The organism is Poritiphilus flavus, assembly GCF_009901585.1.
Classification (GTDB): Bacteria; Bacteroidota; Bacteroidia; order Flavobacteriales; family Flavobacteriaceae; genus Poritiphilus; species Poritiphilus flavus.
The window spans coordinates 565,407-592,015 of the sequence record NZ_WXYO01000002.1; the positions used below are offsets into that span (position 1 = coordinate 565,407).

General features: G+C 43.8%; 13 protein-coding genes. 6 read left to right on the forward strand and 7 right to left on the reverse strand.

What is annotated here, in order from left to right:
* The first annotated feature begins 194 nt into the window (after nt 1–194).
* Together GTQ38_RS05860 and asnB are read left to right on the forward strand one after the other, a co-directional pair.
* Nucleotides 195–1,736, forward strand: a complete 1,542-nt coding sequence (locus GTQ38_RS05860; protein WP_161434539.1) for a hypothetical protein — start codon at nt 195–197, stop codon at nt 1,734–1,736.
* Between the two features lie 554 nt (nt 1,737–2,290).
* The gene (gene asnB, locus GTQ38_RS05865) at nt 2,291–4,132 is read left to right on the forward strand and encodes an asparagine synthase (glutamine-hydrolyzing) (protein ID WP_161434540.1); all 1,842 of its coding nucleotides are present in this window, start codon (nt 2,291–2,293) and stop codon (nt 4,130–4,132) included.
* 46 nt (nt 4,133–4,178) lie between these two features.
* Here asnB and GTQ38_RS05870 read toward each other — a convergent pair whose 3' ends face one another.
* Nucleotides 4,179–4,328 (reverse strand): hypothetical protein, encoded by a 150-nt coding sequence (locus tag GTQ38_RS05870; RefSeq protein ID WP_161434541.1) that lies wholly within the window; start codon nt 4,326–4,328, stop codon nt 4,179–4,181.
* 182 nt (nt 4,329–4,510) lie between these two features.
* Between GTQ38_RS05870 and GTQ38_RS05875 the strand changes: the two genes are divergently transcribed.
* The 4 genes from GTQ38_RS05875 (at nt 4,511) to GTQ38_RS05890 (ending at nt 11,017) form a co-directional block, all read left to right on the forward strand.
* Complete coding sequence (locus GTQ38_RS05875; RefSeq protein ID WP_161434542.1) at nt 4,511–7,762, forward strand: PKD domain-containing protein; 3,252 nt, start codon at nt 4,511–4,513, stop codon at nt 7,760–7,762.
* Between the two features lie 488 nt (nt 7,763–8,250).
* Nucleotides 8,251–9,375, forward strand: coding sequence for a glycosyltransferase family 4 protein (locus GTQ38_RS05880; protein WP_161434543.1), 1,125 nt, complete (start codon nt 8,251–8,253; stop codon nt 9,373–9,375).
* Complete coding sequence (locus GTQ38_RS05885; protein WP_161434544.1) at nt 9,372–10,004, forward strand: CatB-related O-acetyltransferase; 633 nt, start codon at nt 9,372–9,374, stop codon at nt 10,002–10,004. The genes GTQ38_RS05880 and GTQ38_RS05885 overlap by 4 nt, the downstream gene beginning before the upstream one ends.
* A 101-nt stretch (nt 10,005–10,105) precedes the next feature.
* Nucleotides 10,106–11,017 carry a hypothetical protein gene (locus GTQ38_RS05890; protein WP_161434545.1) on the forward strand — a complete coding sequence of 304 codons (912 nt, stop codon included), beginning with the start codon at nt 10,106–10,108 and terminating at the stop codon, nt 11,015–11,017.
* 61 nt (nt 11,018–11,078) lie between these two features.
* Here GTQ38_RS05890 and GTQ38_RS05895 read toward each other — a convergent pair whose 3' ends face one another.
* From GTQ38_RS05895 to GTQ38_RS05920, 6 genes are all read right to left on the reverse strand, one after another.
* A complete protein-coding gene (locus GTQ38_RS05895) occupies nt 11,079–11,930 on the reverse strand; it encodes a class I SAM-dependent methyltransferase (protein ID WP_161434546.1) in 852 nt (283 codons plus the stop codon).
* 110 nt (nt 11,931–12,040) lie between these two features.
* Complete coding sequence (locus GTQ38_RS05900; RefSeq protein WP_161434547.1) at nt 12,041–22,450, reverse strand: T9SS type A sorting domain-containing protein; 10,410 nt, start codon at nt 22,448–22,450, stop codon at nt 12,041–12,043.
* Nucleotides 22,451–22,816: 366 nt separating this feature from the next.
* The gene (locus GTQ38_RS05905) at nt 22,817–23,287 is read right to left on the reverse strand and encodes an OmpA family protein (RefSeq protein WP_161434548.1); all 471 of its coding nucleotides are present in this window, start codon (nt 23,285–23,287) and stop codon (nt 22,817–22,819) included.
* A gap of 184 nt (nt 23,288–23,471) precedes the next feature.
* Nucleotides 23,472–24,428 (reverse strand): SMP-30/gluconolactonase/LRE family protein, encoded by a 957-nt coding sequence (locus GTQ38_RS05910; RefSeq protein ID WP_161434549.1) that lies wholly within the window; start codon nt 24,426–24,428, stop codon nt 23,472–23,474.
* 135 nt (nt 24,429–24,563) lie between these two features.
* The gene (locus tag GTQ38_RS05915; protein ID WP_161434550.1) at nt 24,564–25,319 is read right to left on the reverse strand and encodes a CPBP family intramembrane glutamic endopeptidase; all 756 of its coding nucleotides are present in this window, start codon (nt 25,317–25,319) and stop codon (nt 24,564–24,566) included.
* Nucleotides 25,320–25,438: 119 nt separating this feature from the next.
* The gene (locus GTQ38_RS05920; protein ID WP_161434551.1) at nt 25,439–26,545 is read right to left on the reverse strand and encodes a helix-turn-helix domain-containing protein; all 1,107 of its coding nucleotides are present in this window, start codon (nt 26,543–26,545) and stop codon (nt 25,439–25,441) included.
* Nucleotides 26,546–26,609 lie beyond the last annotated feature (64 nt).

The following is a 26,609-nucleotide window of genomic DNA, read 5'->3' on the forward strand; positions in this document are numbered from 1 at the left end:
AAAAAAAATCGTTGAACTGCAACAAAATCAGGCAACTGCACGGTATTTCGTCGAAAAATGCGTTTTTCGTGAACTAAACGCGAAAAATCCCCGTAGTTAATATGAAGTGATAAATTTTGATCTTTGTTTTTTTGAGCAAATCTGATTATTTGTAATTTCAAAAACCCCAAATCCCCTAATAGAAAGAACCTGCTATGAATGCTAACTACATTAACAATTTTGTGTATCTCATTATTCTCGCACTGAGCTTAGTGCTTAACTCCTGTAGCAAAGACTCTGAAGTCGCCGTTCAACCGGAAACTATTACCGAGACGGATCCTGATGGAGGCAATGAGGAGTCCGAGGAAGAAGAAGAACAGGAGGAAGAGAACGATCCCGATTCCGGGAATGAGGATTTTACGATTCCCGAAGGGAGTTATTATGTAACAGTTGATGGTTCGGCCTCTAATGACGGGCTTTCGGAAGCAAATGCCTGGAGCATAGAACATGCCTTCTCCAATGCCAGGGCAGGAGATCATGTCTTTATAAGATCAGGAGATTATGGAAATGTAGAACTTCAGCCTGGCCACAGCGGAACTTCAGATGAACCCATACGCTTCATAGGATATCGTTCCGAACCCGGAGATATTTCGGCAAATAATGGCTCGACCTTCAATTACGGTGATGATCTGAATGCAAATGACATGCCTTTGCTAAGGGGGAACCGGGTGGACAATATCGGGCAGGGATCGGGGATTTTTAATTTTCACTCCCATATTCAGATCAGTAATATCCAGATCACCCATTACGCTCAAGGTGTTTTTTCCAGCGGGGCCAACACCGTATTAGACAATGTTATTGTGACGGAAGTAGGAGATTTTAACCCTGCACATACCTTTCCGGATAACACTTCGGATCCTACAATAAGTTATGCCGGGATTGGGATCAATGTTACAGGCGACTATTCGATTATTAAAAACTGTTTTGTACTGAACGCCGGAGCTGAAGGTTTCAGGTTTTCAGACTGCCAGTACCAGAAGCATTCCTATAATAAGGTGTATTCGGATAGCTTCGTGAATCCGTGTGACTATTACTATTTACTTGCCTTAGGAGCGGACAATAACGAGTTAGACAACATCTATGTGGAAAGAATAGGTGAAATACAGCACCTGGGTCATGGATTGATACTAAAGTTCGATGCCAAAGGGAATGACATTCGTGATTGCACCATAAAGAACACCTGGCTGGAACTGTCCTATTCTGAAGTATCCGATAACCAGTTCACCAATTGTGATGTCATAGGAGGTGGTCCTAAAAATGAAGGGGCATTGCTGATCGCTAACGGAGCACATCACAACACCTTTACCCAATGCTCGGTAGTGAATTGTGATGGGGTGGCTTTTTCCGATTGGGACGAAGATTTTAGCAGGGGAGATGTCAGGAATGCCGGCCATAACAATACCTTCGAACAGTGCGTATTCGACAATAACCGGGCTGGGATGAACTTTTTCTGGTTTGATCAGGAACAAAAAGACTCACCTGCTCACGACAATGTTTTTAATGGTTGCACCATTTCAAATACGGAACATTTGTTTCTCGTAGATCGCATCAACACAGACAACGCCCTGAATAATTGCACCCTGATAAACATAACCAATCTTAGGGGTAGTACCTATGAGACCCTGAATTCCGGCCTTACGCTAGACGCTGTTTATCAGAACAATACACTGGAAAACTGCGGCTTCAGTCTGGATTGACCCGAAGGGGATTCCTACAAACTTTTGGTAAAATGGACCCTTAAAATTTAACACCAGGGGTTCTTCGCCGTCCGTAAATGAATTTTATCCAAGTAATTCTGCGAATATTGGATTAAATGCTATTTTTACTACAGTCCACTTCAATTGTGTTTGTCTGAAATCCTTTTTAGAATAAACACTATATTGTGTTGGAAATAAAGTATATCCATTTAATATGGGATATAGCGCTTATAGCTTGGAATTAAGTCTGGGAACCAAAAACTGATCGAAAATACTTCCTATTCCAAAACTATCGAAGCACTGAGCAAATGATGGCTTTACAATTGCTTGCCCGCAATGGTCCGGATAAGCAAGTTATGGCTAGTCGTAAGCTAGAATTTTGTCACTTCGATTTTGGCGGAATCAAATCAAAAATTCCAAATAAAGCTTTTAAGATTCAAAACTTTCATCCCCGATCTTTAGCTAATCGCTATTGACGCCCTGCTCCTGCTGCCTCAAAACTTAGCATTCTTACTACATCAAACACGAGCTAAAGTTTAAATAAACTTAGAATTATGTGTGGAATTTTTGGAGTATTGAACTTTGGGAAGAGATCTCAGGTAGACCTTAACAAGTTAAAACAGGGTATTGAGTTGCAAAGACACCGGGGGCCAAATTTCCGAAAGGCCCAATTGGTTGACGATTACCTTGGTTTAGCCCATACGCGCTTGTCCATTCTTGATCTATCGGACTGTGCCAATCAACCCTTTGAGAAATTAGGCCTTTATTTGGTGTTCAATGGAGAGGTTTTCAATTACGTAGAGTTACGGGAGGAACTAAGCGAAAATGGATATAATTTCAGTACCCGATCAGATACGGAAGTAGTAATTACCGCTTATCACTTTTGGGGCGAGGACTGTGTATCACATTTTAATGGGATGTGGGCCTTCGCTATCTATGATCCTGAAAAGGATGTATTGTTTTGTTCCAGGGATAGATTTGGGATAAAACCCTTTTACTATGTTGAATACGAGGGGGATTTTCTGTTTTCCTCAGAGATCAAATCGATCTTGCATTATTATCCTTCCCTGAAAAGGCCAAATTACAATGCAATTTCCGCCTTTTGTCGTGAATCCGCCGGGGGCGAAAACGTAGAGACCTGGTTCAAGGATATCTTCAGGCTTCCTCCGGCTCATAGTCTTTCTATCAAAGAGGGTAAGATCGATCTAATACGATACTGGGATTTTCCTACATCTGTGGATAAGACCAAAGATTATGAATCCTTCTACTCCGAATACAAGTCGCTATTCCAGGACGCCATTAGAATAAGGCTCAGAAGCGATGTGCCGCTGGGGGCTACCATGTCTTCCGGGTTGGACTCTACGTCCATAGTTTCTACAGTAGATAAGAATTTCGATCAAAGGATCAAGGCGTATACCGCGAGTTTTCCTGAAGAGATCTATGACGAATTTCAGATCGTTTCTGAATTACTGAATTGTTTTTGCTTCGAGCCAAATCAGGTCCTAATTGAATACGATTCTTTTCTCTGTGATATGAATAAGCTGATCTATCATCTGGAATCCGGGCATGCCTCACCAGCGATCTTTCCTTTAAGTAAGATCAATGCCGAGGCCACCAAAAAACTAACGGTAATTCTGGAAGGCCAGGGGGCTGATGAACTACTTGCCGGATACCTGGATTCAGTTTTTATAGATTACCTTCTTGATCTGTTTAAATCCCTAAGGTTCAAAAAGATCTATAAGGAAATCAAACTGTTTAAAAAGAATTGGTCCCTTAAGACCGCTGTACTGCTGTTTGGTAGAAATCATATGCCGGAATTCCTAAAAAAAATGTATCGTAAAAAGCAAGGTACCGAAGCAGTGTTTTCGGGTCACCTCAAAAAATACAGCTCGGAATCCACAAAAGTCCCCAAGATCAAAGCCGTTGCAGGAGAGACCAGATTACACAGGATTTTGCGGAAACAACACAAATCGGAACTGGTTAACCTATTGTTTTATGGCGATGCTGTATCTATGATGCATTCCCTGGAAAGCCGCTTACCTTTTATGGATTATCGCCTGGTGGAACTGGTATTTAAAATGCCTAATTGCTACCTGATCAATGAAGGTTATGGCAAATTCATTCACAGAAAGATCGCAGAAGAAGTACTGCCGAGATCAGTAACCCACGAACGCAGCAAAAATGGATTTAGATCCCCGGTAGAAAGGGCGTTTAAAGAAGATCAGGAAGTTGAGGATATACTTTTAGGAGATGCCCTGGAAGCCAGGAATATTTTTGATAAAAAGGTACTTAAGGACCTATTGACAAAAACAAGAAATGAGGAGCAAGACTACTCAAGGGTCTTGTTTAGGATCCTATCTGTAGAATTGTGGTTTAGAACGTTTATTGACCAATAGGTGACAAATTCTTCATGGAGGAGGTCTAAATTTTCAGATCCTGGTGCTACTTTGTTACAAGTTCATCAACGGGCCTTATTACATTGTTCCATCCTAAAATTGTTCGCCCCTCAGATAAAACTGACAATGTTTCTCCAATTTTCTGCATTTCTTCCTGAAATCCCATAGTTCCAGGGGTTGTAATTGAGTATTTCATCGAAAAAAACAGACTCTTTAGCGATAATAGGGCTTGAATTTTTAGTTTTGTAAGTGGAGTTGGAGATAGTTTGAAAACCGTTCAAAATTATTACCTATTCCGCAGACCAACTTGCATTGTTTTTCCGTATATCTTAAAACATAATTATTCGTCTGAATAACCACTGTAACTAATCAGGCTTTATGAGATTTCACCCCACAAGAATCCATGCAATTTTCCTTTGCCTGTACTTTATATCTTTTTCCCTCATTTTTTCCTGCACCAAAGACAGAGATCTCATTTTGGACGCCGTTCTGAATGACCCTAATCCTACTGTAAATGAGGAGCAAACGGATGGTGAAGAGGATTCCGAAACTGAGGAAGGGGCCGAAGAAGAAGAGGGAGAAGAAACTACCGAAGAGGAAGGTACCAACGAAGAGGAGGAGGATTCCGGCACGGAAGAGGATTTTGAAAGCCGGGTGACCCGTTTCCCAGCCATAAATGATGCCCACCTGCAAAGTGGGCAGGGGTATAATCAGCAAATTGTTCGACTTCAGGAGAATTGGAGGACCAGTTACCTGATGTTCGATCTGAGCCAAATAGATTCCATAGGTGCTTATATTACTGATGCCCACCTGGAATTCACCATCAATAGTGACGATGGGAACGGAGAGATCAATGTATATAGCGGAAATTCCAGTAATTGGTCTGAGGACGATCTTTCTGAGCAGACTGCGCCTGCGACAGAGCTGCAGTTGGGAACACTGATCAAGGAATACAATGTAGGTAACACAGAAGAAATTCAGCTTAGTGGCTCCGATCTTATTCCTGAGAAAACCACGCTCATTCTGGATCACAAAGATGGAAATGATCTCGCATTTGCATCAAAGGAACATCCCTCGGTGGCAGGGCCTCAACTTGTGGTTACTTACAATGCTCCTAAAGATGCCGAGCAGATCGTAGTAGAAGAAGACACCGGAGGAGATGGAGGAAGTGACGGTGGTGGTAACGGCGGCGGAGAAGATACCAACGAAGAGGAAACCAACGAGGCACCAATGGCAGTTGCGGATGCATCCCCTTCTGCAGGAGGAGTGCCCCTGGACGTTTCGTTTACAGGAGGTAATTCATCTGATGATAATGGAATTACTGGCTATTCCTGGGATTTCAAGGACGGTTCTACCGCATCCATAGCCAATCCTAGCCATACCTTTACTGAAGTAGGTACCTATCAGGTAGAACTTACCGTAAGAGATGCCGAAGGACTTACGAATACGGATGTGGTTACCATTGAAGTGAATGAAGAACAGAATGAAGGACCAATCGCCAGGGCCAGCGCTAACCCAACCTCAGGAGAAGCCCCTCTTGACGTATCCTTTAGAGGAAGCGATTCTACGGACGACCATTCGGTAGCGAGTTATTCCTGGGATTTCAAAGATGGATCTACATCAACCCAGGCCAATCCTGATCACACCTTTACCGATCCGGGAACCTATCAGGTGGAGCTCACTGTACGAGACGAAAATGGTCTGTCAGACAAAGATATTGTGACCATAACGGTTGAAGAAAGACAGAATGAAGCTCCCAACGCGGTAGTATCCGCGAATCCCAGATCAGGAACCGCGCCCCTGGAGGTACAGTTCACAGGAAATCAATCTACGGATGATAATCAGGTGACTTCTTATTCCTGGGATTTCAAGGATGGATCGACCGCCACAAACACTAACCCTTCGCATACGTTTACAGATCCCGGAACCTATGTGGTGGAGTTAACGGTAAGGGATGAAGAAGGTTTATCTGATAAGGCAAGTGTTACCATAACCGTTACTGCTCCGCAACAGAATGAAGCCCCTAACGCTGTGGCTACTTCCGATAGAACTTCCGGTGATGCCCCCTTGACGGTTCAGTTCAGGGGAGACCAATCCACCGATGATAATGGTATAGTCGGGTATTCCTGGAATTTTGATGACGGCTCCAGTTCCGCTAATGCGAATCCTTCTCATACGTTCAACAGTCCCGGGAATTATGCCGTGCAGTTGACCGTCCGGGATGGTGGGAATCTGACCAGTACCGCTACTTTGAATATCACAGTAAGCGAAGCATCTTCAGGCGGTGGAGGCAATGCACCTGATGGCAGCTACTACGTAACCGTAAATGGTTCTTCTTCCAACGATGGCCTGTCCGAATCCAATGCCTGGAGCATAGAGCATGCCTTTGCCAATGCCAAAGCCGGAGATTACGTTTATATCAAAGCAGGGAATTACGGAAATGTTACGCTACAACCCGGAAACTCTGGTACTTCGGGCAATCCTATCCGTTTTATAGGCTATCGTTCACAACCCGGGGATATTTCAGCAAGCAATGGTTCTACCTTCAATTACGGTGATGCGCTCAATTCAAATAACATGCCGCTAATACGGGGTAATCGTGTTAATAATGAAGGCCAGGGATCAGGAATTTTCAATTTTCACTCAAATATTCAGATCAGTAATATCCAGATCACACATTACGCACAGGGTGTTTTTTCCAGTGGTTCTAATACGGTATTGGACAATGTTATAGTAACAGAGGTGGGGGATTTTAACCCTGCACATACCTATCCGGATAATACCTCAGATCCTACGTTGAGTTATTCCGGAATCGGGATCAATGTTACGGGTGATTATTCTGTGATAAAGAACTGTTTTGTACTGAACGCCGGGGCAGAGGGCTTCAGGTTTTCTGACTGCCAGTACCAGCAGCATTCTTATAACAAGGTTTATTCTGATAGCCGTGTAAACCCTTGTGACTATTATTACTTACTGGCCCTGGGCGCTCATGACAATGAGTTAAACAACATATATGTGGAACGGGTAGGGGAACTGCAGCACCTCGGCCATGGACTGATCTTGAAATTCGATTCCAAGCGGAATAACGTTCGCAATTCCACAGTAAGAAATACCTGGCTGGAACTTTCCTATTCCGAGGTCTCAGATAATCAGTTTACCAATTGTGACGTCATTGGAGGTGGTCCTAAAAATGAAGGGGCACTATTGATTGCCAACGGAGCCCATCACAATACCTTTACGCAGTGTTCGGTGGTGAATTGTGATGGAGTGGCTTTTTCGGATTGGGATGAAGATTTTAGCCGTGGAGACGTGAGGAATGCCGGTCACCACAATACCTTCCAACAATGTGTGTTCAACAATAATCTGGCGGGGGTAAACTTTTTCTGGTTTGATCAGGAACAAAAAAACTCGCCTGCCCATGACAATGTTTTTGACGGTTGCACCATGTCTAATATGAACCATCTCTTTTTGGTCGATCGGATCAATACCAATAATACGCTGAGAAACTGTACGCTAAGAAACATCAATGAACTTCGCAGCAGCACCTATCCAACTTTGAATTCAGGGATGGCACTAAACGCGGTATACCAGAACAATACCCTGGAAAATTGCGGTTTTAGCCTCGATTGATCTGTTCCCGGGTCCTGACTACAATTTTGCACTGAAATACCACCAAAAGTCAGTGTAGTAGGTACTTTGCCGTAGGTAAATGAATTTTATCCAACTTATTCTGCCAAAAGTGGATTAAAATATACCTTTATACCTTGTAGTAGCGATCATAATTCAACAAAAAAAGATCTCATAACCAGTGCTTTAGCGAGAAAATCAGAATTTTTTGGTTGGGTCTTTGTTGTAAGGATTGCTCAGAAAAATCATCTGTTGTTGAAATAAGCTTTGGATCGCGTATCAGAGTAACAATGAATGTTTTCAGCTTTTTGCTAAAGACGAAGTATTCAATATCTACTGGGCAGCACAACATAGCATGAAAACAAATATGGAGAAACCTTAAGCAAACGGCATATCTTAACAATAGAGTAACTTTAGAAATGCTATTTTCGCCCTTCATCGATCCGGTTTAACAGGGGTCCTGAAGCCGATGTATCAAAAACGGTTCACTAATGAAAAACGTGCTGGTCGTCTACCACTATATAGCTCACTACCGTATCCCAATATTTAATTTATTATCAAAAAGTGATAATCCTCGTTACACTGTATTATCGGGGTTAAAAACGGATATAAAAATTAAGACGGCCGATAGTGAATTAGCAAAATTACCTCCCTCTAAAGGTGGCATTAATTGGAAGATCATAAAGAATTTCTGGTTTTTGAAGTATTTCCTGTTTCAATTTCCAGTATTAAAACTAAGTCTTTCAAGAAAGTACGATACCGTGATATTCATAGGGGTGATGTATTACATTACGACCTGGTTCGGTGCAATTTTCGCTAAGTTATCTGGAAAAAAGGTCATCTTCTGGACCCACGGTTTTATCCGCGAGGAAAATAATTTAAAAGGGTTTGTTAGAAAACAATTCTACAAATTAGCAGACGAGATATTGGTATATGGGCAATGGGCCAAAGATATTTTGGTCTCCAAAGGATTTGATCCGGCAAGAGTAAACCTCATATACAATTCGTTGGATTATGATCACCAGCTCAAAATACGAAATGCATTCCAGGATGGGGTACCACTTGAACTCTTTAAGGACAAAGAATTACCTGTCATCGGGTTCATCGGGAGGTTGACACCTCAGAAAAAAGTGAATTTACTGTTAGAGCTGGCGCGTAAAATAAATGCCGAAGAAAACAGGGTAAACCTGCTTATAATTGGAAGTGGGGAAGAGGAAGACCATTTGAAAGAGCTGGCTTCCGATCTTGGCCTGACAGACAATATCATATTTTATGGAGCATGTTACGATGAAGAAGTATTGTACAAACTCATCAGGTCTATGAAGGCAATAATTTCACCTGGTGAAGTAGGACTAACCGCGATCCATGCCCTCACCTATGGAGTTCCTGTCATTACCCACAATAAATTTAATCGGCAAATGCCGGAGTTTGAGGCAATAATTGAAGATAAGACTGGGGATTTTTTTGAGTATGACAATGTTGATAGTCTAAAGGAGGTAGTATTGAAATGGATGTACGAGAAAAAAGCAGGGGATACTGTAAAGGAATGTTATCGGGTTGTGGATGAGTACTACAATCCATATACTCAAAAGGAAATATTTGACGCTGTAGTATGAAACCGTATAAACTACTCTCTTACAAAAGAAATTCCAGAATTGCCAAATCAGCAAAGGTCTATCCCTTCACACGAATAACCAATTCTGAGATAGGCGATTTCTCTTATATCAGTTATAGTTGCACTATAAACGGTTGCAGCATAGGCAAGTTTTGTTCAATCGCCAGCGGGGTAAAAATTGGCCTTGGAAAACATCCAACCAATTTTGTGTCTACAAGCCCGTTCTTTTATGCTCCTCATAATCCGCTTAACAGGTCTGTGGCTGAAGAACTAAAATTTGAGGAATCTGCTCCGGTAAAGATCGGGAACGATGTGTGGATCGGGGCTAATGTAGTGGTTTTAGACGGCATTGAAATTGGTAATGGAGCAATAATCGGAGCAAATAGTATAGTTACTAAGAATGTTTCTCCTTACTCCATAGTAGGAGGCGTACCTGCCAAAGAAATAAAGAAAAGATTCTCAGAGCAACTTGTAAATGAGTTGAATTCGCTGAACTGGTGGGACTTACCAACGACCTTTTTCGAAAAACAAGAGGTAAAGGGCATTTTTTCCGGTGAACTTGATGCTTCCGGGATCGAAAAGTTATCAGCATTGGTTAAAGCCTATAGGCAAGAAGACAAAAAGGTATAGGTCTTTCAGTTTGATGTTTATAGAAATTAAAAAATATGACAAATCATATCGTTCAAAATAAACCTTGTATCATTTTTTTGAACAAAGGCAATCCGAATCATTTGAAATTCGCAATAAGCGAAGCCAGGAAATACAATCCGGATTTGGATATAATTCTCTTGGGAGACGAATCCAATAAAGTTTATGATGGGGTCAAACACTACAGCATAGATGATTATTTTGAATCCGCATTAGACTTCAAAGAGAATTATTATGAGCATATGTCTAACAATTCTTATGAATTCGAATTGATCTGTTACCAAAGATGGTTTGTGATCGATGAATTCCTTAAGAAGCACGATTACCCTTTTTTGTGTTATGTAGACAGTGACATCCTGATCAAAAAGAACCTCTTGGAGTATCTCGAAACCATTCCTGAAGAGGATTACTATTTAATTGGGCATAAGGATCCGCAAGGAGAGTATTTTAATCCCAGCCTTAATTTTTATACGGATCGAACTATTTCAGACATAACCTCCTTTATTAAGAAGTCCTATGTAGATGAAGGAATACTTCAAAAACTGAGGGATAAATGGGCATATCACAAAGAAAACAACGTACCTGGCGGCATCTGTGATATGACCCAGCTAAAACTCTTTTTTAACCATGAGGTAGGGGATTCCTTAAAAGTTCACGATATCTATGATCTAGGCAAGAACAAATATGTTCCTGATGGCAATGTAAACATCGACAGTAACTTTTATGACAACGCGCAATTTAAAATGCATCTTGGAGTAAAACTGATCAGGAATATTGATAATAAGTCTTACGGCTACCTTCAAAATGGGGAAAAGGTTGCCTTGCTCTCTTCTCATTTTCAGGGGCGTGCTAAAAAGCTGATGAAGTATTATACGGATGTGAACTTCAATCCGTCGTCTATAAAGAATTCCCTAAAAATAAGACTAACCTGGTTAGTTGTCCGACTCGCGCGGAATCCATTTGTATTTCGTATTTACGAAAGGATAAAAGGTTAAGACAATTCTGATCCTTGCTTAAGTTGCTTCCGAACTGGCTTTTTTGACCAGATCCGGATGATCAGGCTAGTCTTGCCCTGATATACATGTCCCTGTTTGGGCTTTTCGGGAAAAGGTTTTTTATGCTTCCATTTCTATTCAGGAGGATCTTGGCGCTCTCCTTCATAACAGCCACAGGATTTTTAGTGATCAGTGGGAATTGGGCATGCCTGTATATTTTAGTCTGGACAATCTCAAATCCGTTTCTTTTCAGTATATCCTCTACTATAGATTGATTAGCAAAACTTATGTGGTCCGGCGCGTAGTAAGGTTTGTGATGATCCTCAGCTGCCAAATGCGAGGAATGACCAGTTTCCAGGAATAACTCACCCTTGTCCTTTAATTTGGATTTTAAGGTTCTAACAAACTGTACTGGATCAGGGAGGTGTGAGTAAACGTTAAGCATTGAAATAAAATCATACTTAACGTCATGGCTCTCTATATCAAAAAAAGTGACGTCTAAATTTCTGTCAACACAAAAAGACTGCTTTTGTTTATTGGGTTCAGACCCTATTACCTTTAATTTGTTTCCAGTGTAATTACCCAGAGACTCAATGAACTCACCAAAACCACAACCGATATCCAACCAATTTAAAGAATCCTGGGACAGTGACTCCTTGGTATAAAAGTCTTTGAGAACGCTTTCGTAGTTCTTTACTTTTAGCGGGCTGTAACTACCGGTTACGTTGATGGTAGAATCTCCGCGGTGCATGCCCATTTTATGCGAAGAATTTATTTCTTCCTGTGAGGGCTGGGGGTTCAGGTAAACCAATCCACATCCAACACATTTAACATAGGTAAACCCATTTTCTTCATCATAGAGCTCTGATCGGCTTTCACCGCAGTTGTAACATGTAACAGAAATTCTTTTCATGTGCATTTAGTGTTTGGTTCCTGGATTTATTTTAAATGAACAGGGCGATTTCCAGGATCAGCTTGAAAATCGCCCGATATCATCATTATACTTATTTAATCATAAAACTTTTATTTCGCTATTACGAGAGGGCTACTATTGGTTTGCCCTTTATTATCCACCGTTCTGACGAAATAAACTCCGGTTTCCAATGAGCTGATATTCAGTAAATACTCTCCGCCTTTAAGGACATCATTGGCCTCATAGATCATAACAGCCCTTCCACTTGCATCAAAGATAATAATATCCTCCAGCACGGAATTGCCTGGATTTAGCCATACTGCGTTAGATGCAGGGTTAGGATACAATACCGATTGCACATTTTGAACTTCCGGTCCGAAGCTGTCCAGGTCAACCTTAAAGGAAGAACTTCCTGTGGCGAAGACCTCAACATTGTCAAAATAATAGAACTCATTGGAGATGCTAACCTGTGCTTCCACAATAACCTGTATAGTGCTACCAGTAAGTCCTGTAGCAGAGAAGGTCTGTGGGGAAATATCGTTCTGAGCAAAACCAAATTGTACAGGAGTTCCCCCATCTACGGAATAGAATGCTCTGATGAAATCAGCATTTTCCTTATTGTTATCCCCGTCATTTACATCTACGGAAACATTAACCACGGCACCGCTAATAGAGATAACCTCCGAAGTCCAGGTACCAAAGGAACCGCTGCCATTGGTTTCGAATTGACCTCCCTGTACCTCAAAAGATCCACTGCCTCTGGAAGAGGTCCATGCCGTAGCGCCATTATCCACTGTAGTCCCGTTGGAAAGCCCGCTAAAGTCTTCAAGCCATAAAGAACCTGAAGTGATTTCCTCCACCACAGTGATTGGTATGGTGGTGGTGGTCACAACGCCACTCAGATCCGTAGTATTCACTACTACATCATAGGTTCCCAGAGCGCTTAGAGGGGGTGTGCCGCGAATAGTTCTTGTCGCCGCGTTGTACTCCATCCAGGCCGGTAATGCAGTAGTTCCGTCAATCAGAACACTGTTAACCGACATTTCATTTCCAGGAAATCCTCTGTCTATGAAGAGATCTATATTAACACTAAAGAAGGTATCTACTTCTGCAAATTGCTCTGAAGCGATTGTGGAGACAGGGTCATCCTCAGGCTTAATATTGATAAAGTAGAACAGGTTATCGTTCCAGTCACACAATGGGCATCCACCGCCACCAGTAAAGTCCATGATACCTATGTATTCATTAGGTACGATGTTTCCATCCTGATCCCTTACTTTAAAGATCCGAGCTGCCAATATGTGCGGGTTTGAACCACTGGTATTCGTTCCTCCACTGGTAAGCCTGTTTTGGATCCGTATCCTGAAAGGCTGCGTAATACCACTGGTGTTCACATCATTACTGATCACCCCGCTATTGTTTCTCGGCAGTAGCGAATTGTACCAATTGATACTTCGGGTGAAATTGATGCCCCCTACCGTGGTTTGATCAAATGTCCTGACAAATCTTGCATTCCCTCCACCAACTCCGGAGAAAGCTGCTAACATAAACGCTCTTACAGGCTGACCGGGATCTGCCTGTACGAAATTCGATGATACGATCAGATCTCCCTCATATCCGGCATTCACGTTGGCCGCTATAGGAAATTCTGCATTCGGAATTTCAGGGGTTGGATTCTCAGGATCTATAGTCCCCTGCTTATTCACAATACTCTTTATGTTGGTCTGGAATCCAAAAACATCGATTATATCAATGAGGTCCATTTCCATGATTCCTCCTGGCCTTGCCTGATAGGAGCCATTCAAGGTTGCCTGAATGGACGCGCCATTATCAGCATTAGACACTATATCGATGGTGCCTCCGTGCATCGAATTATCTGGAGTAACTCCCAGGTCTGTGATAAAGGTAATATTGATATCTACGAAACTACCTGCTCCTACCGTAATAGGGAAAGTAGCCGGAGGATTGGTTACCGGAAGGATCTCATAAGTGTAGTCCGCAGGATCTGAAACAATAATATCAGAAATGATCAGATCCGAAGTCCCTGTATTATGCAATCGCATGATGTTGGAATCGTGGAACAGGGTTAGCGTACCGTGCTCTGTGAATTCCGGATCTCCGATCCTGTGGAAGGAATAATAGTCATCCGCCGGGAATCCCCTGTTGGTACCTGGAATCTTGGTCATATTCTCCAGGGTAAGTTCCGCGCCTGTCGCCGCAACGATAGAGAAATTGTAAGTCTCCTGAGAAATATTCCCATTGCTGTCCTCTGCTTCAACAAATAAAGTGTGAGGTCCAAGATCAGAAACGGTTATTGGCGTGGTATAAGAGGTAATCGAACCTCCATCCAGGATATAGTCCAATCGAATGATTCCACCGCTACCCGTCTGGTTTTCAGCCTGAAGACTTATATCAACTGTACCTCTATAGACATCTGGAGCTTCTGAATTTCCAACGAAATCCGCTGTGATCAACGGAGGTAGGAAGGCAGGATTTACCTGTACAAGCTGAATGTAATTCAACTTGGCATTTACACCGAACGGTTCTAACGCCAGTCGGAGAACACCATTATTAACATCTACCAACTCCATGTTCTCGAAGAACACCAGATTCTGCGGATTGTTGTTCTCCTCATCAAAATCGATAACATTAATGCCATTGACCTCCAGTAAATGGTAGCTGTCGTTGGCCGAAATATCACCAACACTGATATTCACATAGTATTTACCGTTCGGAACATCGATCAACCAATCTCGTGTGGGAAAAGACTGTGAAAGCGATCCCATTACCGAGAGGGTGTTTCTCAGGACATCGTTATTCACTCCCGTGTTTCGGTTTCTCGCATTAGCGCTGGCATCAGCCGGCGTTGCTGTACCTGGTAATACCCATCCAAACTGAATGTCACCCTGAGGCGTACTTTGTACTCCATAAGGTACTCCAAAGTCGTCTATATATCCTGGAGGTGATATTTCAATGAGATCAGGATCCTGGAAGTTAAATTGATAGGCGAATTGTATATCATCTACTATATCGAGATTAATAGTCACCTGAGCCGGAGCATAACCTGGTGATGAGGCGGTAATTGTAGCGCTGTAATTCCCGATCGGAAGACCTCGCGTATCTAATCCTATATCAATAGGTGTTCCCAGTGCAACAGCAGGGAGTACCACCCAGCTTTCTGAGGCGGCCAGATTCACTTCTCCCGCCGTGACCCCACCTGTACCGGTAAGTGTAACAGGCTGGGTAGGAATAATTACCTCCTGCTCATCCGAAGCGGTGAAATTCAAACTGGCAACATCAAAACTTAAGGATTCACCAAATGATGGGGTCGCATTTTCAAGCAGGAAAATGTAATCGTTATAGTCCCCGTCTGTGGAGTCCTCAAAGGCGATGAAATAGGTGTTGTCCAGTAAATTACCATCCCTGTCCTTGGCAGGATATGTCCTGGCCCTGTGGGCAATACCGGTATTTAGGTCGTCCTGGGTATACTTGAATCCACCAAAATTGGCTGATTCCACATATATCCCAAAAGTTTCAGTCAGTGGATCAAAACTTGTTGTTCCTGAAGACACCGGTGGGAACAGTGTTTGAGCATTGTCAAGACCGTCTGCAAGTATCCCAACTTCGTTAGTAACAACAGACCCATCTGAAGTAAACCAGCCAAATGGAAGAGGTTCAGCAGGTGAATAGCGACCCACTGGAGTAATGTTTACCAACCCCTGATTGGCGGCTACCCAGTTCTGAGCAAATATTTCATCTCCCATAATGATCGGATCTGTGCTTGTAGTTAAGGTGGTCCAGCCTACATTAACGCTAACACCGAGTACATCCGCGATATCCTGCAATATTGGTTCTTCCACACCTTCATAACCAACCTTTTTGAGTCCGAACAGCCCTACATCAAACACCGGATTGAATATTCCGTTACTGGTAATTGTAAGACTTGCATCCTGGTATCCGAGATTTGAACCGTCCAGATCAGGCGCGTAGGTCACAGTGTAAATGATGCTTTCACCAGGATTTAAACTGGTTCCACCGGAAGGTGATACCGGGTCAAATTGATTGGCAAAAGTTCCTGTTATGCTCACATCAGTGATATTCAGGATTTCGGTACCGGAATTTGTAATTTCCACGGTCTTGGCATCGGTATTTTGCCCGTCACCATTGGTGGTGATCTCAAAGATCAATTCGTCCGGAACACCAGCTATCCTTGGTCCTGGAGTGGCCGGTGTATCCGCTCTTAAGAGTGTCAGCCTTGGAGTTCCTCCGTTATCCCTGTCGTATTCCGATACGTAGAGATGGCCGGTGCTGGGGTCTTCTACAACATCCAGAGGATCGTCAAAGCCGTCTAAACCTGGAATTGTAGTATAAGCTTCTGCAATAGGTCCGCTAGGCATAGGGTCCATAACCAATACATCATCCTGCCCGCTAAACCTTACTACCATAAGCACACCTTGCAGCTTTCCATCGAAAGCGTCACTCTTGTACTCTATTACTCCATTCGGTGATTTATTCTTTCCAAAATCATAAGCTGGCTCCCTGTAATTTGGATCAGGTCCCAGGTTATCAGGATATTTATCAACATCAACATAGCTGGCCTCTGCCTGGCCCGGAAGGCCGCTGTAGCTAACACCGCCATGGTTCAATACAAATTCTCCCCTGTACGGGTTTGGGTGTCCGTGATACGAACCTCCTTGAGTCGCGTATAGGAAATCTTTCTGAGTTTCTCCTCCATCCAGCGCTGGAACAAATCCCAGTGAAGTGAGTCCATCGATCCTTCTTGCAAGAGTGTAGTCTGAGGTAGAAGGTGCATTTGGCGAATTCACCCCATTACCCGCGGTTCCGTTTGTCGGTACATACAGCCAACCATTGGAGTGCCAAACAAGGTCGTAGGCATTTCGAATACCTGAAGAAAATATGGTCAATGCGGCATTTGTGGCATAGGGATTATAAGTGCCATCACTCATGGTCAGACTACCATCGCTAGCGCTATTAATTACCGATATATCGTCCGTAGTGTGAACATCCAATGGCAGAGTACCTAATTTGCTGAAGTCCAGTTTAAGCACCGCACCTGAAAGCAGGCGTTCAGGCCTGTTCGCCCAAATGATATCGGGCTCTCCTCCCGCGGAATTACTTCCCTGGTTAATGTACATAAAGCCTTGGTCGTCAAAGGCCAAACTGTTCGTCAAGTGGTCTTTAGAAGATCTCGGCAGATTAATTACGATATCCTCCACAACGGACAGGTTGGGACCACTTAGTCTTGTGATCTTCCCATCCCATTCAGGACCGTCCGTAATCGCTGCCATACTATGGCTAACGTAAGCGATAAGGTTCTGTGCGGTAGATGCGGGATCAAATACCAAACCAATGATCAATCTGTCATTGTTATTATTGACCCCGGTTACGGGATGAGGTGAACCTTGTAGCGCCGGACTAAGGATCTCCAGATTACTTAGTGTACCATCCGCTGCCATGTCCCATCTATAAATTTGTCCGTCTGAGGAGAAATCTCCGATCGTACTGGCGTATAATTTACCATCAGGTCCAATTGTAAGACTTGAAAACCGCTGGTTCTCAGTACCTGGTCCAAGAGCCGGGCCCAAAACTTTGGTAAACTGAACCCCGGTAAGATCTCTCATAGGTATCGTACCAGGATCTATATCCCCGGTTGTAAAGGTTGATTCAAATGGAATGAATGATAACCTGTCATTAACATCGCCGATCAGGTTGACCTCAATGTTGCTTGATAATCTAAAGATATAGGTCGTAAAGGGTTTTAGTTCATCGAGCGGTGTAAGTGTAATGGCATCGCCACCTCCGGTATCATTGGAATTTGATGGCACCAGAATTTCTCCAACTCCGGGATCGACCTCAAACAGGTTGACATTTCCTGCAAGGGTACCTTCATCCAATTCGTACCCACTTGGAATGACCAGTTCAACATTTGCCTGGAAATCGTTTATAGCGACGTTAGTCGCGTTATTTGCCGGAGATACATTAGTAAAGAATGGGTTTGAACCAGAATTGAAACTTGTAATTTCAACATAGTTTATTTTCGTATTAAACCCACCAGTAGGATCTATGGTTATTCTGCCGTCAATTACATTCACCAGGGTGGTTTCTGTGGTAAATCTTGTAGAACTTCCCACAGCTCCGCTCGGCACAAAATTGTTAATGGTGTTGAACCCTTCAATATTGATCGTATGAGCGGGAGTTAAAGCCGGGTCAATATCAACCGTTGGGTCACCAACGCTTACAGTTACCGTATAGGTGCCGTTTGGAACTTCTATTTCCCACATGGCATCAGGTAAATAACCGTTGGCAGGATTTGTGGAAATCGTTCCATATTGCATATGGATAAGCGTGTTACTTAGCACATCAACACCTCCGATATTTCTGTTTCTTCCGTTAAGAGTTAGATCTGCAGGAGCTGATGTATTAGCGTCTAACCATCCATAATTAAAGCCATTTCCCCGGTCTCCGTAAGCATCACCGGAGTCTCTTTGATAGTTAGGTGGTGCTGCGGTAGTTGGATTAGAGAAATTGATGTTTACATTAAACTCGCTTGAAACTTCCTGAATATCAAAAGCATCGAAACTCGCGGTAAACTGGGTTCCATTCCTGTGGGTGGCATAGATCCCCGCGAAGGTCAGGTCTGTACCGCTGATGTTCCTACCGGTAAAATAGTTGGCAGGAATAGGAAGGGATCCTAGTAGTGTTCTGGATCCGGCCCCAATAGTATAGTACGCATCAGCCGTAAGGGCTACCGCATCAACTTCCATTTCCAGGACAACCGTTTGACCTGAAATGGCAAAAGTAGACTGAATCTGACCAGGTGAAGTACCCGCAGTCTCTACCCTTAGTTCAATATTGTCGTTGTTGTTGACGTTGAGTTTTACAAAGTTGTCCTCGTCAAACCCAAACCAGATCCCGGCCTGAGCGCTTCCGCCACCAGTCACAATATTAGAGAGTGTAGAACTGATGATGATCCTGGAAGTAATAGAAGTAAGTCCAACCCCCAGGGTATTGACCTGGTTGTTGTTATTGGAGCTCACCGGCGGGTCCAGATAGGCGATCCCTGCCTGTGAGAGTATCTCAAGCATTCCAGCATTCAAGTTCAGCAGCGAGGGCTCATAGCCGTTTACAGAAGGGTCAGAAACGGGAAGGTCGCCTGCTCTGCGTGCTTCGGAATGTTCCAGGATCATGGTGAAACCGGTACCGTTACCACTGCCATCGAGCAGGGAATTGGCCACCGGAGCACTAAAGTCCAGGGAATAAGGTAAGGCAATATCCACGTCGGCACAGTCAAGCGTGCTGATAGGAGGACATAGGCTAGGCAGAGCCTCGGTGACGGTTACCGTCCACACCTGAGGGGTGCCATCTTCTGCCGTTACCGTATAATCAAAAGGAGCAGAGAAATCCTGAGTAGTACCAGACAATGGGCTTATAGTAGCGTCAGCAGAGATGGTAATGGTCGGAGTCAAAGCCGTAAGTCCGCTACCGGCTGTAACTTCTACATCCACCGTGTGCCCTACCGCATCGATAGTGGCTGGCCCGGTTTGTTCGGTCAGTACAAAATCCAGAATATCATTTTCTGCGCTTAGGACGATCTGTTCCTGGATGTCAAAAGCATCGAAACTCGCGGTAAACTGGGTTCCATTCCTGTGGGTAGCATAGATCCCCGCGAAAGTCAGATCCGTACCACTGATATTCCTTCCTGTGAAGTAGTTGGCAGGAATAGGGAGGGAACCTAGCAATGTTCTGGATCCGGCCCCAATAGTATAGTACGCATCCGCAGTTAAAGCTACGGCATCTATTTCCATTTCCAGGATCACTGTTTGCCCGGAGATGGCAAAAGTAGACTGTACCTGGTCAGGTGAAGTACCGGCCGTCTCTACCCTTAGTTCAATATTGTCGTTATTGTTGACATTGAGTTTTACAAAGTTGTCCTCATCAAACCCAAACCAGATCCCGGCCTGAGCACTTCCTCCCCCAGTTACAATGTTGGAGAGTGTAGAACTGATGACCATCCTTGGAGGTACGGTGGGAAGGCCAACCCCCAGGGTATTGACCTGGTTGTTGTTATTGGAGCTCACCGGCGGGTCCAGATATGCGATCCCTGCCTGTGAGAGTATCTCTAGCATTCCAGCATTCAAGCTTAGTAGTGAGGGCTCGTAACCGTTTACAGATGGGTCGGAAACGGGAAGGTCACCGGCGCTTCGGGCTTCGGAATGTTCCAGGACCATGGTAAAACCAGTACCGTTACCACTGCCATCGAGCAGGGAAGCGGCTACAGGAGCACTAAAGTCCAGGGAATAGGGCAGTGCCACATCAATATCCGCGCAGTCAAGCGTACTGACCGGGGGACAGAGTGTCGGCAGAGCTTCGGTTACGGTTACCGTCCACACCTGAGGGGTGCCATCTTCTGCCGTTACCGTATAGTCAAAAGGAGCAGAGAAATCCTGAGTAGTACCAGACAACGGGCTAATAGTAGCATCAGTAGAGATGGTAATGGTCGGAGTCAAAGCTGTAAGTCCGCTACCGGCTGTAACTTCTACATCCACCGTGTGCCCTACCGCATCGATAGTGGCTGGCCCGGTTTGTTCGGTCAGTACAAAATCAAGAATATCATTTTCTGCGCTTAAGACGATCTGTTCCTGGATGTCAAAAGCATCGAAACTCGCGGTAAACTGGGTTCCATTTCTGTGGGTGGCATAGATCCCTGCGAAGCTAAGATCAGTACCGCTGATGTTCCTACCGGTAAAATAGTTGGCAGGAATAGGAAGGGATCCTAGTAGTGTTCTGGATCCGGCCCCAATAGTATAGTACGCATCCGCAGTTAAAGCTACGGCATCTATTTCCATTTCCAGGATCACCGTTTGCCCTGATATGGCAAAAGTAGATTGAATTTGATCAGGTGAAGTACCTGCAGTCTCTACCCTTAGCTCAATATTGTCGTTATTGTTGACATTGAGTTTTACAAAGTTGTCCTCATCAAACCCAAACCAGATCCCGGCCTGGGCACTTCCTCCCCCAGTTACAATGTTGGAGAGTGTAGAACTGATGATCATCCTTGGAGGTACGGTGGGAAGTCCAACCCCCAGGGTATTGACCTGGTTGTTGTTATTGGAGCTCACCGGCGGGTCCAGATAGGCGATCCCTGCCTGTGAGAGTATCTCAAGCATTCCAGCATTCAAGTTCAGCAGCGAGGGCTCATAGCCGTTTACAGAAGGGTCGGAAACGGGAAGGTCACCGGCGCTTCGGGCTTCGGAATGTTCCAGGACCATGGTAAAACCAGTACCGTTACCACTGCCATCGAGCAGGGAATTGGCTACAGGAGCATTAAAGTCCAGGGAATAGGGCAGTGCCACATCAATATCCGCGCAGTCAAGGGCGCTGATAGGAGGACAGAGGATAGCTAAGGCCTCGGTTACGGTTACCGTCCACACCTGAGGGGTGCCATCTTCTGCCGTTACCGTATAATCAAAAGGAGCAGAGAAATCCTGAGTAGTGCCAGACAATGGGCTAATAGTAGCATCAGCAGAGATGCTGATAGTCGGAGTTAAAGCTGTAAGTCCGCTACCGGCTGTAACTTCCACATCTACTGTATGGGCTGTTGTATTGATAGTAGCTGGACCGGTTTGTTCGGTCAGCACAAAATCAAGGATATCGTTTTCTGTGCTTAGGACGATCTGTTCCTGGATGTCAAAAGAGTCAAAACTCGCGGTAAACTGGCTTCCGTTCCTGTGGGTGGCATAGATCCCGGCGAAGCTAAGATCAGTACCACTGATGTTCCTGCCGGTAAAATAGTTGGCAGGAATAGGGAGGGATCCTAGCAATGTTCTGGATCCGGCCCCAATAGTATAGTACGCATCCGCAGTTAAAGCTACGGCATCAACTTCCATTTCCAGGATCACGGTCTGCCCGGAAATGGCAAATGTAGACTGCACCTGGCCGGGTGAAGTACCGGCCGTCTCCACCCTTAGCTCAATATTGTCGTTATTGTTGACATTGAGTTTTACAAAGTTGTCCTCATCAAACCCAAACCAGATCCCGGCCTGAGCACTTCCTCCACCAGTTACAATGTTGGAGAGTGTAGAACTGATAATCATCCTGGGAGGTACGGTTGGAAGGCCAACCCCCAGGGTATTGACCTGGTTGTTGTTGTTGGAGCTCACTGGCGGGTCCAGATAGGCGATCCCTGCCTGACTGAGTATCTCGAGCATTCCGGCATTTAAGTTCAGCAGTGTGGGCTCATAACCGTTTACAGATGGGTCAGAAACGGGAAGGTCACCGGCGCTTCGGGCTTCGGAATGTTCCAGGACCATGGTAAAACCAGTACCGTTACCGCTGCCATCGAGCAGGGAATTGGCCACCGGAGCCCCAAAGTCAAGGGAATAGGGTAGAGAAACATCCACATCAGCACAGTCAATTGTGCTAATGGGTGCGCAAGGTGTCTGCGCATGCATTGTGGCTACCAATAAAATTAAGGGTAGGAGGGGTGTAATTTTTTTCATATGTATCTTTTTTGGCCGGCTTTCAAGACAAACCACAGACCATAATTTGGCCTGCAAACTCTTGATAATACTCACTATAAATGTTTGGGGGAACTTCAGCTTTGAAACAGGGTGAAAGTTATTAAAACATCCCTGAAACAATTCCTATCTATCCTTCATATTTGATAAACGGTAATATTTCATCGATTAACTGCTAAGTGCTTATTTTGTTGGTTTATAAATCTTTGATAATCAGATATTTTATAAATATTTTCTTACGATTTTGTCAGACCTTTAAAAAGCGGATAAACTTTTGCTTTTTTCTAAAAACTGATCCTGATTTAATGCACATTTATCAAAATAGATTCGATTTTTTTAAAACTTTATTTAATCAATAAAAACTATAAATTCCGCCCTGCGGTTTTGCCGATGAAGCGAGTCTCTACAGCTAACTCCATCTGAGCAGTCGTTTATTAATTGCTCCTCTCCTAATGCTTCTATAAAAATCCGATTGTGGGCTATCCCCCGTGCTACCAGAAATTGCTTTATCTGCTTTCCTCGTTTTAACGAGAGTGATTTGTTCTTTGAAAAACTCCCACGGGAATCTGTATGGGTGGTGACCAGGAGTTCCAGTAATTTGTTCTCCTCTAACAAGACACTAAGGCGTTCTAGCTGATTTCTGTTTTCAGTATTTAAATCACCACTGTCTGATTCAAAATACAGAGAGCCTATTTCCGAAAGTTCCTCTAAAACCTCAGATCGGATATTCTCAGCTTTGCGGTAAACTTCCTGTGCCCTGGAGGGAAGAAAAAGTAAAAAAAACGCAATCAGGAAAAGCCAATTTTTTGGCAGTTTCATGTGTCCTTCTATTAGTGTTGCCTAGCAAATCTAGCATCAAAGGTTCAGCAAGGCTATAAAAGGGCATAAAGTGCGGGGATATTCGATAAAGGACAGGAATGACATAAATCAGCTGCTCAATTATCAGGAGATAATCCTTTTAAGGCGAGTTACTCAACTTCATTAAAGCATTTCGGATAATGCGTCAGTCCACCAAATTTAAAGCGATTAATTTGGTCGGCTTCAAGGAATCAGGTTCCGTTATTCTAAGGGTGGATTGATCCAGATATTGAAGATTGGAATTTGCAATGAGCAGGGCCTTATCATCCACAATACAAAAGGTCAGAGGCAGATCGAGTCGTGGGTCTTTGGACAGGATTTGCTCCACTGCGGTAATACTGTCCTGTGTCTCATTAAGGATTAGCTTTCTGAAGTTGTCACCGTGAAGGCGAACTCCATTCTGAACCGCGTATAAATGGCCCCTATAGAACTCAAGTCCGTCTATTCCCTGGGACCAGTTGTTCGCATCTGCTTCATTTACCAGCTCCCTGGAAGCCAGATCTAAAATCCGCACTCCTTTGGTAAAACTGGCTATGTAAAGTTTGGAATCATCCTCCGAAATCGCTATCCCATTAGGGTATTGGATTTCCTGGGATCCGTAGATGCGCTCTAATTTGTCCGCTCCTACTTCCATTTTATATATGGCAGAGGCTTTGGAGTCCGTTATGTATAGATTTCCTTTTTTATCCATGACCAGGTCATTTAAAAAATGGTCCGCGCTATCCAAAGGATGTAGTTTACTCAAAAGTTTTTTAGTATTCAGGTCTAAGGTGTAAAGGGAACTCATCGAATCGTTTAAAGGGAAATAACCGGCCAGAGCATGCACCACTTCCCGCTTTTCATCTATAAGAATGCCAACACCCGGCATGAAACCATGTTGTCCTGTTGTTATGAAGTCCTCCTGCAAGCCGGTTTTAATATCCACTGTAATGATCTTGGACTTTGCAATACTGGTAAGAAACAATTTGTTCTGCCTGGAGTCATAAGCTATACCCTCCGGGACAAGATCCAACTCATCCAGGAGGTATTCTTGCTTCGGTAAACCGGGTTTGCAGTCTGCGAAAATCACTGTCAATAAGCTAAGGATCAAAATCCGGGTCATAACAGGTTGATACCTGATGCTGTTTGTGGAAATGCGCGACATCTTTCCTAATCTTCAATTAAAGATAGCAATTATGGAAACAGCATAATGCGAACTTTAACTGATTTGGATATCCTGACTTTTTCAAAGTACGCTCTACCTGGCTATCATTACTCCTTCGCTCGCGGCAAGGAAACCACCTAAGGCCCCTAAGATGTTCAGAGCGCAATGGATAATGATCCCCAAATAAACATTTTGTTTTTTCCAAACAACGAAACTGATGATGATGCCCACGGCAATGATGCCGATATAGTTATGTGGTTGCCAAAAGTGATACAAGCCAAAAAACAAGCCATTGACCACTGGCGCCCATTTTTTTAAATAAGCCATTCTGGGTAATAAATATCCCCGGAAAAATAACTCTTCGGCAACCGGTCCGGCTATGCCGTCTATAAAAATACCAGCAAAGAATACCTTGGCGATCAGCTCGGTATCCGCGGTGCCAAAGCCAGGATCAAAATACCATTGCGGCAACCAGGAGAATAACGATTCCTTGACAAAAAGTCCTAGCGGGTACAAGGGTATGTAGATGAGGATACAGGATAAAAAACCTATTAGTGACCATTTTAGGTATTGCTTAAAGGACAGCTTTTTGGTGTAGGCAATGACATTTTTTAAACTTGCCCGGCCATTGAGCTTTTTACCTTTCCATAGCAAATGTCCGGTCACCAGGGGAACCAGAATAAGGAGTTCTACGACTAAAAGTGCTGTAAGCCCTGGGTAGCCGAGGTCTACTAGGAATTTTGATATGAATACATAGAAGAGAAGAATTATGAAACCCATGTAAAAGTGGTACCAAACTTGCTTCTTGAATGTGATCTGATCCTGAGCGATGTTAAAGGGAGTTTTCATGAGAAATGTTTTTTGTGATTCGTTGGTAAATCTCAGAAGACAAATCACTTTGTACGACCGATTACACGAAGTCGTACGCATTTAAATCAGTTCGGATTCCGGTATGCAGAAAGTAAAACCTACGAATGCATTTTAAGGAATTCAGTAGGGGTAAGGCCGGTCTTCGCCTTGAATTGGGTGTTGAAAGAGGACTTGGAATTAAAGCCAACGGCATACATAACTTCCAGCACGGTAAGTTTGGGATCGTCCCTTTCTTCCAGCATTTGCTTGGCAGCTTCAATTCTGTAGCCGTTTATAAGGTCAAAAAAATTCTTTCCCAGCCGCTCATTGATCACCTGCGACAGCTTTCTGCTTGAAGTTCCCACCGCTTTAGACAATCCATCCAATGTCAGTTCAGGATCCAGAAAGAGTTGTTCCTCATCCAGTGCCTTAAGGATCAGTTCCGCTACGGAAAGCGACTCTTCCTCGCCCAGACGGCTGGCGGCGTATTTCTCTTGCTCCTGAGCCTGTATTAAGAACGAAGGTTGGTCCAATGCCTTGAAAATCAATCGGGCTATGAATATGCCGGTAGTCAATTGTATAAGCAACAGGCTGAATTCAAAAAAGTCCCGATATCCCCCAAATTGCAGCGTACTGTTTATCACAGAAATTATCATCACAATGATAAGGGCATTCAGAAGTTGCCTCAACCAGTTCAGATTGTTGTGCGAGTAGAACTGTTTTATACGATATGTGGCTTTGCTGATGAGTCGTTTGGATATCAATAAGTACCAAAAGAAATGCAGGTAGATCAATAGAAAAACAAAATAGGCCTCCCAGGGTTGTTGCAGGGAAATAACCTGTTCCAGAATAGCTATTTTTGTTTCTCTGGGTCTGATATGGTAAACCAGTACAATGAGCAATATCCCAGCCAGGAAGGGAATCAGATGTAACAGGTCTGCTTTCCGGAGCTTCCTTTCCGGATCTAATGTATTCCTTGTATATGCGTAGATCAGGGGCCCGTAAAGGAAAATAAAGGGCTCTGTTAAAAGTGCCAGGTTGGGGTAATCCAGGTAAAAGCCGTTAAGCATTAAGAGGCCATCGAGAAAATCAAGGGCCCAGAAGAGAAAAAACAAGCCCAGGAACCGATTGACCATAGTTCTACCTCTTTGAGTTCCCAGCAGGAACAACCCAAGTAATGCAAATAAGGTGATGCATATTACAGAAGTGATGGTAATCAAGCTCATTTTATAATTTCTACCTACTAAGCACCTTCATTTAAGCCTTAATCTAAGAAATAATAATATATTT